The sequence below is a fragment of the Affinundibacterium macrobrachii genome, assembly GCF_014652415.1.
Classification (GTDB): Bacteria; Pseudomonadota; Gammaproteobacteria; order Burkholderiales; family Burkholderiaceae_D; genus Undibacterium; species Undibacterium macrobrachii.
The window spans coordinates 116,047-129,311 of sequence record NZ_BMYT01000002.1; the positions used below are offsets into that span (position 1 = coordinate 116,047).

The 13,265-nt window shown below is 46.9% G+C and carries 10 protein-coding genes; 5 read left to right on the plus strand and 5 right to left on the minus strand.

The window, feature by feature from the left end; genetic code table 11:
* Window positions 1-1,197: an efflux RND transporter periplasmic adaptor subunit gene (locus tag IE103_RS06345; protein WP_189345217.1), complete on the minus strand. Its 1,197-nt coding sequence runs from the start codon at window positions 1,195-1,197 to the stop codon at window positions 1-3.
* Window positions 1,198-1,615: 418 nt separating this feature from the next.
* Here IE103_RS06345 and IE103_RS06350 point away from each other — a divergent pair, with 418 nt between their 5' ends.
* The 4 genes from IE103_RS06350 (at window position 1,616) to IE103_RS06365 (ending at window position 5,407) form a co-directional block, all read left to right on the plus strand.
* Window positions 1,616-2,149: a GNAT family N-acetyltransferase gene (locus tag IE103_RS06350; protein WP_189345218.1), complete on the plus strand. Its 534-nt coding sequence runs from the start codon at window positions 1,616-1,618 to the stop codon at window positions 2,147-2,149.
* Window positions 2,150-2,342: 193 nt separating this feature from the next.
* Entirely contained in the window at window positions 2,343-2,663 is a 321-nt protein-coding gene (locus tag IE103_RS06355) for a hypothetical protein (protein WP_189345219.1), read from the plus strand.
* 418 nt (window positions 2,664-3,081) lie between these two features.
* Window positions 3,082-4,491 (plus strand): hypothetical protein, encoded by a 1,410-nt coding sequence (locus tag IE103_RS06360; protein WP_189345220.1) that lies wholly within the window; start codon window positions 3,082-3,084, stop codon window positions 4,489-4,491.
* A gap of 694 nt (window positions 4,492-5,185) precedes the next feature.
* Window positions 5,186-5,407, plus strand: a complete 222-nt coding sequence (locus tag IE103_RS06365; RefSeq protein WP_189345221.1) for a hypothetical protein — start codon at window positions 5,186-5,188, stop codon at window positions 5,405-5,407.
* A gap of 72 nt (window positions 5,408-5,479) precedes the next feature.
* Here the strand turns inward: IE103_RS06365 and IE103_RS06370 are convergent, their stop codons facing one another.
* From IE103_RS06370 to IE103_RS06385, 4 genes are all read right to left on the minus strand, one after another.
* The gene (locus tag IE103_RS06370; protein ID WP_189345222.1) at window positions 5,480-6,031 is read right to left on the minus strand and encodes a hypothetical protein; all 552 of its coding nucleotides are present in this window, start codon (window positions 6,029-6,031) and stop codon (window positions 5,480-5,482) included.
* A gap of 55 nt (window positions 6,032-6,086) precedes the next feature.
* The gene (metH, locus tag IE103_RS06375) at window positions 6,087-9,836 is read right to left on the minus strand and encodes a methionine synthase (RefSeq protein ID WP_189345223.1); all 3,750 of its coding nucleotides are present in this window, start codon (window positions 9,834-9,836) and stop codon (window positions 6,087-6,089) included.
* 523 nt (window positions 9,837-10,359) lie between these two features.
* Entirely contained in the window at window positions 10,360-11,316 is a 957-nt protein-coding gene (locus IE103_RS06380) for a TerC family protein (RefSeq protein WP_189345224.1), read from the minus strand.
* An 85-nt stretch (window positions 11,317-11,401) separates the two neighbouring features.
* A complete protein-coding gene (locus IE103_RS06385; protein ID WP_229827134.1) occupies window positions 11,402-12,088 on the minus strand; it encodes a Bax inhibitor-1/YccA family protein in 687 nt (228 codons plus the stop codon).
* Between the two features lie 146 nt (window positions 12,089-12,234).
* Here IE103_RS06385 and nhaR point away from each other — a divergent pair, with 146 nt between their 5' ends.
* Window positions 12,235-13,200 carry a transcriptional activator NhaR gene (gene nhaR / locus IE103_RS06390; RefSeq protein ID WP_189345225.1) on the plus strand — a complete coding sequence of 322 codons (966 nt, stop codon included), beginning with the start codon at window positions 12,235-12,237 and terminating at the stop codon, window positions 13,198-13,200.
* Window positions 13,201-13,265: the final 65 nt, after the last annotated feature.

Genomic DNA, 13,265 nt, shown 5'->3' on the forward strand with positions numbered 1-13,265 from the left:
TTAGTTCCCCATCGCGATGGCAGTCGCGGCCATGGCTGTTTTAGTTGCTGGAGCCGCCGCCATTTCAACTACTTGGCCTTCTTTAAAGTTCGAACTTGGATTGCGCATGATGACATCACCCGCAACCACACCACGACGCACTTCATAGTTGCCAGTACGTACATCTCGGCTACCCAATGCCAACTCAACTTTACTCAAGGTCTTTCCCTGAATTTTCCAAGCAAACGACTTATCACCAGATCGCACAATCGCGGCTTCTGGCAACATCAAGGCAGATACACTTTCGGCTTCGATATTGCCTTCTGCGTACAAGCCAGAAACGCGAGGTTGTTTGCTATCGGAGAAAGCGACCAATACCTCGACTTGGCGCGTCACATCATTCGCTGCTGGGTCTAAGCGAGTAACCTTGCCGCGGAATTCTTGACCAGCATAGCCATTGATACGGAAGCTCACGTTTTGACCTGGTTTTACCATACCAATTTTGTCGGCAGAGACGCGACCAACAAAACGCATGGAATTTGGGTCAATCACTTTGACCAATTCTTTACCTGCCAAAGCAGTATCGCCAGGAGAAACCTTACGCTCACTGACGACACCATCAAATGGCGCACGCACCACAGTGCGTTGTAACTGCTGTTGCGCTTGTGCTGCACGCGCTTTGGCCGCAGACACTTCGCTTTGTGCCGCATTTTTACGCACTTCGGCGTCGTCCAAGGCTTGCATCGAAGTCATGCCAGACGCACGTAAAGTCTTTAGGCGTTGGAAATTGCGTTCCGCTTGATCCAATGCCAAACTCGCATTGCGCGCTGCATCGTTAGCCGAATTCAAATTATCCCGTATCGAAGTCTCATCTAAGCGCACGATCACATCGCCACGTTTTACTGCTTCACCGTTTTCTTTTAAGACCTGCAATACCACGGTAGAAACTTCCGCTCGTAAATCTGCCTTACGCTCAGGCTGAATCGAACCAGTCACGACCGGACCCGATGCCAAGGCATTACTTTGCATATTTAAAATATCTTCATTCGCAATGATTAACTTGGCTGGCGCATCTTTATTTTCATTCTTTGCGGTGGCCTTAGCGGAAGCACTAGCTGAGGCGCTAGCATTCTTGGTTTCTGACGCTGCATCAGTACAAGCGCTCAAAACGCCAACGGCAGAAGTGATCGCAACAACGAGTATGGTTTGACGTAACATGGTGAGTACCTGCTTATGTAATTGGAGGATTTGCGATGCTGAGTATTGCCGAGCACCCTGTCAGTTTCAAGCGGCAAAGTTGTGAGTTGCGAAAAAGTGGGGATGAAACGCAAAAAAATCGGATTGAAATGAAATTGATTCAAACGACCGCGCCAGCTTTTAGATAGGCTTGAGACGGATCTTATAGTTGTCTTTTAAGTTAGATCCAATTGTTGGCTGGCCATACCTGATTGCATTATATTGAATTATCAAACATGCTAGCTAAGCCTTATCAAGGCCTTGACAGTACCTTGATTAAGGCGCGCCAATTGTTTATCCAGCAGCGTGTCGATAAGATAACGTCTGCTATCATTCAACCCCTATCTTTCACAATCAATGCCATAAGCTTTTTTGCTGGTACTTTATTTGAGCCTTCTAGATGACTACCGACACATCCCCATTAAATTTTCGTTTGGCGCGTAAAGCCGATGCTGATGACATCGTGACGCTCGTCAATAGCGCCTACCGCGGCGACAGCAGCCGAGCTGGTTGGACGACCGAAGCCGATTTGTTAACTGGCGTCAGAGTACAAGCTGAAGATGTCAGAGAACTCATTGAGACTGAAGGCTCGATGATTTTGCTATGTCTACGTGATGGAGAAATCGTCGGTTCTGTCAATTTACTAAAAACCGAGGACAAGGCTTATCTAGGCATGTTTGCAGTCAATCCGCTATTGCAAGGCGCGGGCATAGGCAAGCAATTCATGCAAGCAGCCGAAGCCTTAGTCAAACAAGAATGGCAGTCGCGCGCAATGTGGATGACGGTGATCACCAGCCGTCATGAATTAATCGCCTATTACGAACGGCGTGGTTATCAAAGAACCGGGCGCCTCGTACCTTTTCCTGCCGAAGTTCCAGAAGAGTGTCGTTTAGTCAAAGATATCGTGATGGAGGAGCTAGAGAAAGCTTTATAAGTTTGCAGCACGCCAGCACAGCGAGTTCAAGCTAGATTTGCAACTGCGCCTAGTCTTCTAAGTAATAGTTTGTATCGCACAAATCGCGTCGCCAACACAAGCGCTGAACTCAAGCCAATTTGCCCTGTTATTCTGCGCATCATCCGCAAGCACACTCATTTAAGCTAAGGTTTTTCGTGTATGCGGAGCATAGATGTCGATCTCCATCGGTTCAAACCCCGCCAGCGTCGCAGCGCTGCGGGTTTATCAACAAGTCAAACAACACGGCGAACCTACGCCCAGCAGAGCAGAGCTACAGGCCAAACTCGATGTGGAGCAAGGACTATCATCAAATAATGCTAGTCTAGAAACCGCCCCAACAAACCTAAGCAACCCAGCGCAAATCAACACTCAGCTCAACACTCAAGCCACACCGCTATCAAACGAAGAGCAAATACAACAGCAAAGAGAATTAGAACGGGCTTGGGGTTTGATGAGTGCGGTCTTGGGTACTCAGTTGGATGAATACGCTTAACTATCCTGCACACAACTTTGCAAGTTGATTCCTCTACATTGGCAGGCTGCGCAAGTATTTAAACTTAGCACGCAAGAAGCCTGAACACCTGCCATTCATACGCAAATCAGCGAGTCACACAACGCGTTACATATAAAACGCGCAGCTACACGTCAAGCTTGTCTTGATTGCTTAGTTTATTGGTAGCAAAAATAGCTAAATATGCTGGCATGATGTTTGCGAGTAGCTGAAATACCGGCATCGCAGATTTTGGATTTTTTCAATTCCTAGACTGACTACCGGCTATTTCTATGCGTAACGTCGCTAAACGAATTCTGTGGATGCGAGTCATGCATGCTCAATTAGCATGTTTGTATTCCATCACTCTGCGCGTTACACCATTCGATCGATTCGCTGCCAGATCTGGAGGAAACCTACCATGCAAGTTCGCACCAACAACACGAGTACGCACAACACCAGCACGAACAATACGAGCACTAAGCACAATACGCTATCCACCGTCCTTATCAGTCTCAGCCTTGGTCTAGGATTTAGCCACCTAGCCTACGCACAAACCCCAACACCCGTGACACCAAAGGCGACGCCCAGTTTTCGATGTGGCGGCATCAATCCGATTGGTGTCGAGTTAAAACCTGTCCCTAAACTGAGCAATGGCGAATTCACCAACCCAGGTGCTGACTGCGCGATGTGGCAAACCTTTATCTATCTGAATTGGCCAGCGAAAGCAGGGCAACGTGGCATCCCTGATACCAATGCCTTGTTTGGCGCGCCGGGCACCACGGTTTGGGAAAGTTTTCTGACGGAAGAGCAAGTCTTTCTTCCTAACGGAGCACAACCGCAACCGTGGAATAATCTGGCGCTAAACGCAAGTCTACCCAAAGAAATTGCCAGTGACGTAGCAGGTGGTAGCATGCGCTTACTCACACGCACAGCTAAGGTATCTCCGACTGTCGCCAAACTTCAAGCCAGCTTGAAAGCACTAAAGAATACCAGTATTCCCTTAGACGAGATCAAACAAGCGGACGGCAATGTTCTGTACGACCAACAAAAAAATCCGGTCTACTACGATGTCGCCATGAACAAAACCCAATACGACTACATCACACAAAACAGCTTGTATAACGCCACCAAGCAAGCCAGCTTCGCGAAAAAAAGTAACATCGTCTTACCTTTTGGCTCGATAGAAGTGAAGGCCGCATGGAAAGTATTAACCACAGCAGAAGCTAGCTCTGGTCGTTTTCATGTCGCTAAAGGCTATATCCCTAGCGCACCAGGAAGCCAAGCGGTGACGATAGGTTTAGTTGGCTTTCATATTTTCGCCAGCGGTGGCACAGAGAATGCAGGCCTATGGGCAACTTTCTACCAAGTCGACAACGCGCCTTTGATGGGAGCAACCGGCAAACAAGCCTACAGCTTCAACAACCCCAATAGCAAAACACCCATCAATACAAAAGGCACCAACCCGACTCAAGTAGTACAAGTATTTGCGGACGATGCCAGCGCATCAAAAATCAATATCGAAGCGCAAAAAATGATTACCCAAGGCTATGCAAAATCGCCTTGGCAATACTACGCAATGGTTGATACACAATGGTCGAAGACAGTTCTCAATCTAGGCGCACCGGTACCACAAGCTATCCCACTCTCAGCCGGAAAACCAGGCGACATCAGTACAGATACGCTGATCAATCCCGTGTTAGAAACCTTCATGCAAACCAAAGGCAATAGCTGCATGGGCTGCCACGCCTTCGCCACAACCGCGCAGAAAAACAGCAAAACCGCAACCGGATTCAGCTTCATGTTCGGCAGCGCACAAGCACCGAAGTAACTTGGTTTAATGGTTTGAATTGATGAGCTCGTTGATGTGTCGGTATGCTGTTAATCTGCTGAGAGTATCAGTGGATTTTTAAACTAAACGACACATCAAATCGCGAAGCACTTAACGCAATCGATACAAGCTCCCTTCTCCCGCAGGCGGGAGAAGGGTTGGGGATGAGGGAGCGTGGATTACTACGAGAATAACTAGCTTGCAATCATATTCAGAGTTTTTGCATTCACACTCTGAATTAACAACCGTACATTCTTTACATTCACAGGTCGGGTGTGGCCCGACAGCCAATTACCTTTTTTGCTTCGCCAAAAAAGGTAATCCAAAAAAGGCGACCGTAGACTCGCCCCTTTGGGGTGCTTACGCTTCGCTTCAGCATAATTTGTGCATCACAAAAAATGGGAAAGTGTTGAAACTCGCTACGCTCAGACAACAACACTTTCTTATCCATTTTCTGTGAAGCACAAATTACATCGTCTCAAACGGGGGTAGGTCAAAAGCAAATTCAAAAACAACGACCGACAACTGCTATTAGAAAATTGAATGCCGTCGGTACTGCTTGTTTTGGTGTTGCCGTTGCTTTTGACTTTGCTTTTGACTTTGCTTTTGACTTTGATTTTGATTTTGATTTTAACGCCGTTCCACTTCTGACACTGCCAATTGTGCTGGACAGAAATGGGAAAAAGAGAGTCAGATGTTTGAGCGTAGCGAGTTTCTGACTCTCCCCATTTTTGTCTCGCACAATTGGGAAGCCGAAGGCCAGTGGCAGCGTGGTCGCCTTTCTTTGCTTACTTTCTTTGGCGAAGCAAAGAAAGTGAGTGGCTGTCGAGCCACACCCGACCTGTTAGCGATGAGTTTGTGTGAAGGTCAATACGGAAGTAAATATGCTGTGACTCGTTCGCGAAAAGTAGATTAAGCGATATACGTGATTTAAGCAGTGAGCGGTGAGTTACGCTGACACTAACCCACACTAGGAAAAGATTACATCTTACCGAGTTTGTTTCTGAACTCTTTCTGATACTAGCTCTTCAAGTAATTTAACTTCAGCTTCTGCTTCATTAACTGGTTGAGTCAAAGGTGAATGTTGTATCTCATTCGGCCAAAATGTCGGTTCTATTTTTCCATAATCTGCGGTCTGATGTGCTGCTTTCCTGTAAATTATCCACTCACGAGAAGGCTTGTGGGGCTTGATCTTGACACCAGGAGGAACAAAAGAAGCCGCTACCGCACTTCGTAGACACATACTTGTCGAGTTAAAAATTACAATATCGCCAGGCTTCGAATTTCCCTTAAATACTCTATCAACCCTAAACGTTGCTCGTAAGACCTTGGTGGGCTGATCATCGCCATACATTCGGATCTCAACCCACTGTTCATCAAGTAATGTCATCAATTCGACAGAATCAACAGAGTCAAATTTTTCCTTCACTCGCTCCCTTGTATGTTCAAATTTTTCATGAGCTACAGGCAAGCATGCAAGCGAGGTTTGAGTAAAAAAAATGGCAACCGCTAACAATCGTAGTACAGAGATTAACTTCATTTTTGATTTTCTCTTAAACGATATCAAATTCTAATCTGGTTCAATCTCTTGCTACTCACAAATTCGGCGCCAACCACCGCTCAACATCCTCCTTAGCCACCCCACGCCGAACCGCCATATCCTCAACCTGATCCTCAGCAATCTTCCCAACACTAAAATACTTAGACTCAGGATGCGCGAAGTAGAAGCCCGACACCGCAGCACCCGGTATCATCGCCCATGACTCGGTAATGAACATCTCAATCTCTTCACACTGCATCTGCTTAAACATCGCGGTCTTCACCGTATGTTCAGGGCAGGCTGGATAACCAGGTGCAGGACGAATGCCGGAGTACGATTCTTTGATCAGCTCTTCATTACTCAAAGCTTCATCCGCCGCATAACCCCACAAATCTTTACGCACACGTTCGTGCAGATACTCGGCGAAAGCTTCTGCCAAACGATCAGCTAAGGATTTGAGCATGATGCTACTGTAATCATCGTGCGCGTCTTCGAAGCGTTTTTCGTACTTCTCTATGCCTAGACCTGCGGTGACCGCGAACATGCCAATGTAATCGGCGATGCCGCTGTCTTTAGGGGCGATGAAATCACTCAAGCATTGGTTAGGACGTTGGACACCGTCGATGATCGCTTTTTCAGTTTGCTGACGTGTGCCGTAATAGGTGAAAGCGACTTCTTTACGTGTTTCGTCGGTGTAGATTTCGATGTCGTCATCATTCACTGTATTCGCTGGTAACAACGAGATCACACCGTTGGCAGTGAGCCAGCGGCCTTCGATGATTTTTTTCAGCATCGCTTGGCCTTCGGCATACACCTTACTCGCCGCTTCACCGACCACTTCGTCTTTCAGAATCGCGGGGAAAGGGCCAGCCAAATCCCAAGTTTGGAAGAATGGTCCCCAATCGATGTAATTGGCAATCGTCGCTAAGTCCACGTTTTTAAATACGCGACGGCCAATAAATTTCGGGCGTACTGGTGCTTTGTCGCCAGTGAAAGCTAGCTTCATTTTATTCGCACGCGCTTGCGCTAAGCTGACCATAGGCGTGGCTTTTTTGTTCGCATGCAAAGTGCGTACACGTTCGTAATCGGTGCCGAGTTCGGCGATGTATTGTTCGCGCGTTTCTGGGGTTAACAAGGATTGCGCGACAGAGACCGAGCGTGAAGCATCCGCGACGTACACGACCGGGCCTTCGTAATTCGGCGCGATCTTCACTGCCGTATGCGCGCGACTGGTCGTTGCACCACCGATCAACAACGGAATCTTCATCATGCGGAAGTGCGGATCACGTTGCATTTCTTTGGCGACGTAAGCCATCTCTTCCAGAGACGGTGTGATCAAGCCAGAGAGACCGATGATGTCGGCATTTTCGGCTTTGGCTTTTGCCAAAATTTCGGAGCAAGGCACCATCACGCCCATGTTGACGACTTCAAAATTATTACATTGCAAGACCACCGTGACGATGTTCTTGCCGATGTCATGCACGTCACCTTTGACGGTGGCAATGACGATTTTGCCTTTCGGTTTATTATCGCCGCTGCGTTTCTTTTCTTCTTCAATAAAAGGTACTAGATGCGCTACCGCTTGTTTCATCACACGGGCAGATTTCACCACTTGCGGCAAGAACATTTTGCCTTGACCGAACAAATCACCGACGATATTCATACCCGCCATCAACGGCCCTTCGATCACTTGAATCGGACGACCGCCTGCATTCATCACATTGACGCGCGCTTCTTCGGTGTCTTCGACGATCCAATTGGTGATGCCGTGCACCATCGCATGCGCTAGACGTTTTTCCACTGATTCATTGCGCCATTCCAAGGTGGCTTCTTCTTTTTTGCCACCTGCTTTTAAGGTCGCTGCGAATTCAATCATGCGCTCGGTGGCGTCTTCTCTACGGTTCAAGACCACGTCTTCCACGCGTTCGCGCAATTCTGCATTGAGTTCGCTATACACGCCTATCATGCCGGCATTGACGATGCCCATGGTCATGCCGGCTTGAATCGCGTGGTACAAGAATACGGTGTGGATGGCTTCGCGCGCAGGGTCATTGCCGCGGAAAGAGAAGCTCACATTCGACACACCGCCACTGATTTTGGCACCAGGTAGATTTTGATGTATCCAACGTGTCGCTTCGATGAAATCAACCGCGTAGTTATTGTGTTCTTCAATCCCCGTCGCCACCGCGAAGATATTCGGATCGAAAATAATATCGTAAGGATCAAACGCACATTCATTCACTAACAAATCGTAGGCGCGTTTGCAGATTTCTATCTTGCGTTCATAAGTATCCGCCTGGCCTTTTTCATCAAAGGCCATGACGATCACCGCTGCGCCATAACGCTTACACAGTTTGGCGTGATGCAAGAATTGCGCTTCGCCTTCTTTCATCGAAATCGAATTGACGATGGCTTTGCCTTGTACGCATTTCAAACCCGCTTCGATCACTTCCCATTTGGAAGAATCGATCATCAAAGGTACACGGGCGATATCAGGTTCGGACGCAATCAAATTTAAGAAGCGCGTCATCGCTGCTTGCGAATCAAGCATCGCTTCATCCATATTGATGTCGATAATTTGTGCGCCGTTTTCGACTTGTTGACGTGCCACCGCTAAGGCTTCGTCATATTGCTCATTCAAAATTAAACGCGCAAACGCTTTAGAGCCAGTGACGTTGGTGCGCTCACCGACGTTCACGAATAAAGATTGCGCGTCAATCGTGAACGGCTCTAAGCCAGACAAGCGCATCGCTGGTTCTATCGTTGGCACAGCACGCGGTGTTTGTGTTTCGAGAATATCGGCAATGGCTTTGATGTGCGCGGGTGTCGTACCGCAGCAACCACCAGCGATATTGATAAAGCCGGCTTCGGCGAATTCTTTTAACAAAGCCGAAGTGTCCGCAGGTAATTCATCAAAGCCTGTATCGCTCATGGGATTGGGCAAACCCGCGTTCGGATAAATACAAACGAAGGTATCCGCAATCTTGGACAACTCTTCCGCATACGGACGCATCAACGCAGCACCGAGCGCGCAGTTCAGACCGATGGTCAAAGGTTTCGCATGACGCACTGAATTCCAGAACGCGGGTACGGTTTGGCCAGACAAAATACGACCCGAAGCGTCGGTCACCGTACCAGAAATCATGATGGGCAAGGTACTACCAGTTTCTTCAAAATACTGATCAATCGCGAACAGTGCCGCTTTGCAGTTGAGCGTATCAAAAATAGTTTCAACCAACAGTACATCGGCACCACCATCGACCAAACCGCGAACTTGTTCGTAATAAGCTGCGACCAGTTGATCGAAAGTCACATTGCGCGCAGCGGGATCGTTCACATCGGGAGAAATCGAAGCAGTTTTTGGCGTAGGCCCGAGTGCGCCAGCGACAAAGCGCGGCTTATCCGCACTCGAATATTTATCGCAAGCTGCGCGCGCTATCTTTGCCGACGCCACATTCATCTCATACGCCAGATGTGCCATGTGGTAATCGTCTTGCGCGACCGTGGTGGCACCGAAGGTATTGGTTTCGATCAAATCCGCACCGGCTGCCAAATACTGCTCGTGAATTTCTTGAATCACGTGCGGTTGCGTCAATGACAGCAGTTCGTTATTACCTTTGACGAATAATTCCCGAATGCCCTCGGGGCCAGTAAAGTCTTTAAAGCGCTCGCCGCGATAATCGGCCTCGGTCAATTTGTAGCGCTGTATCATCGTTCCCATCGCACCATCAAGAATCAGGATACGTTGCTGGAGTAATTCGCGCAAACGCGCTTCAGTGGCGGAAGATTTCAGAACGGTGGACATAATATGTGGATGATGAACGCTAAAAACAAAAAACCCGATCGGGCTGACACAAGCGGATCGGGTAAAAAGTGGGCGATTTGGTAAAAGATTACTACCTTTAGCTGCACTTATTACGCGCCCGCAATCTGAGTCTCAAATCGGCGCAGGAAAACAAGCTGAAATTATACGTGATTTCGAATGAACTTCCTAAATCAAGCGATATTATTCAATTTGCATGTTTAACACGTTGACCCATGCTGCCTACTAGGAAACACGAGGAACGCAAGCTGGATTTGCTAAGTTTTGCTACCCACTCTTATTAGTAAATAGAAAAAAGATATAAGAATTTGGTGGTGATTTTTCCCAAAAAAATAGGCGTATGCTGAATTAGCCATACGCCTTAAGGAGGGAACTGGTTTGAACTAGCTGATATCGATTCTGTTTATCAAGCTAACTAGTTCTAAAAAATACTGTCTTTCTATTACACCACTCGATTCCCGCTTTCGCGGGAATGAGTGATTAGGCTAACCAAGTGTTCGAATAATTAATTCGCTTTCTTACGCGTTGCGATCAAACTTGCGACCATAGAACTAATCAAGATCGTGCCAATGACGGTTAATGAAATCGTTGTTGGTACGTGTATCCATTTCACGATCAGCATCTTCACGCCAACAAACATCAACACTAAAGCAAGACCGAATTTCAACAAGTGGAAGCGATCTGCCATATCAGCGAGCAAGAAATACAAAGCACGCAAACCCATAATCGCAAAGATATTCGATGTGAATACGATAAACGGATCGGTAGTTACCGCAAAAATCGCAGGGATAGAATCCACCGCAAACACCACATCAGAGATCTCAATCAGAATCAGTACTAACAATAAAGGTGTGAAAACACGCTTACCGTTTTGAATGATGCTGAAATTTTCTCCGTGATACTCTTTCGTGAACGGCAACATCTTCTTCGCGAATTTGAGTACCGGATTCGCTTCCAAATCAGGTTCTTTTTCCGACGCAACCATCATGCGCAAGCCTGTAATCACCAAGAAAATACCGAAGATGTATAGAACCCAAGCAAATTGCGAGACTACCCAGCTACCTGCCAAAATCATGATGACACGCATCACAATCGCACCCAACACACCGTATAACAAGACTTTGCGTTGATATTGTTCGGGCACAGCGAAGTGACCGAAAATCATTAAGAACACGAATACGTTATCGACTGACAGGGATTTCTCAATCACATAACCAGTCAAGAACTCCATCGACTTGGTCATCGCAATCGTCTCACCGACGATATCTTTGAGATAAAAATACATCCCAACATTAAACAGTAAGGCTAAGGCAACCCATACGATGGACCAAGATGCCGCCTCTTTCACGCTAACTTTGTGCGACTTGGAACCACCAAGTGCAAAAATATCCAAAGCCAGCATGCTGAGTACGAAGACAATAAATGCCACCCACATCCAGGGCTGAGCAACTGTTTCTAACATAAAATTCTTTCGATCAGAGAGTGGTGGGATAAAGCCTATCCCACCGGTTTACTTGATTAGGAAAATAAGATTCGTGTTTGACGAATTATTCTTTTTCCATAAATCCTAAGATTTGCAACAAGCTAGTGAACAAGTTGAAAATCGTGATGTACAAGCTGACTGTTGCCATGATGTAGTTCGTCTCACCGCCACGCACAATATTGCTTGTTTCAAACAAGATCATACCGGACATCAACAAAACAAATGCGGCAGAGACTGCGATCGATAAGGCAGGAACTTCAAAGAAGATCGCACCTAAGCCGGCCACGAATGCAACCAACACACCAACCGCTAAGAAGCCACCCATAAAACTGAAATCACGCTTGCTAATTAACACATAAGCCGACAAGCCCATGAAGATCACAGCAGTCAAACCCATCGCGCTCATCACGATGCCACTACCACCTGGCATACCTAAGTAACGGGTAATGATTGGACCTAAAGTCAAACCCATAAAGCCAGTCAAAGCAAACACAGATGCAATACCCCAAGCACTGTTACGTAACTTAGTGGTCAAAAATAACAAGCCAAAATAGCCAAGCAAAGTGACGATAATGCCCATACTTGGCAAAGCGAAAGCGATGCTAACGCCAGCAGTAATCGCGGAAAACAATAAAGTCATAGACAGCAACATATAAGTGTTGCGCAGTACTTTATGTCCGCTGATCGCGCTACTATCTACATAATCGACTGTTTGCGCATCGCGCATCGTGCTACGGTCTAAGATACTCATGGTTCTCTCCTAAAATCTGTTTTAACTTTTATCCCTATTTGGGTGACGCAAGTGTAGGCCAGTGCATTTATAAAGAAAAGTCGAATATAATTTCCATATAAATCGAAAAAACCGATGTATCTAGAAAATCCTTCAAGGACTGAGGCATGGCACATTTAAATTACAAGCATTTGTATTATTTTTGGATGGTCGCCAAAACTGGCAGTATTGCGCGTGCAAGTGAGCAACTGCACGTAACGCCGCAAACGATTAGCGGTCAACTCAGTTTGTTTGAAGATTTACAGGGCGAAGCTTTATTTGAAAAAGCTGGGCGCAATTTGGAACTAACCGAAGCGGGTCGCTTAGTTTTAGCTTATGCCGAAGAAATCTTCTTACTAGGACAAGAATTGGAACAAGTGCTCAGACATCATCCCACTGAGCGCACGGTTCAATTACGGGTTGGTGTATCTGATGCGGTGGCAAAAGCCGTCGCGTATAAGTTACTCGCGCCCGCCCTCAGCTTGCCGCAAACCCTAAGGATTAATTGTCGAGAAGGCAAACTCGACGACTTATTGGCAGAACTTGCACGTCATAAACTCGATATTGTGATCACCGATACACCGATGCCACCGAGCGCGAATGTGCGTGGATTTAATCATCCGCTAGGCGAATGCGGTCTAAGTTTCTTTGCCACGCGTGGATTACGTGAACAATACCCACAGCAATTTCCAGCATGTCTAGACGGCGCACCGATTTTATTGCCAGGTGAAGATTCTGCTTTGCGTTCACGCCTAATGCATTGGTTCGAGACACAAGGCGTACGCCCACGCATTGCAGGTGAATTTGACGACAGTGCTTTGATGAGTGCGTTTGGCGAAGCAGGCGTCGGCTTTTTTGCCAAACCCAGCGCCATCGCTGATATGGTCATGCGTCAATATGATTTGGAATTGGTTGGCACTACTGAGGACATCACCGAACAGTTTTATGCGATCTCAGTACAGCGCAAGATCACCCATCCTGCGGTATTGGCAATTAGTCAGGCTAAACCTTTAACCACGTTTGGATCAGATACTAGTCACGCAACTTCGTCAGCAAACAAATCTTTAAGCGGCAAAAAGAGCATAAAAAAATAGCGACCAGTTTGTGACTGACCGCTATTCTAAGATGAAAATGAAGCGAATATAAAACGATTAAAGAA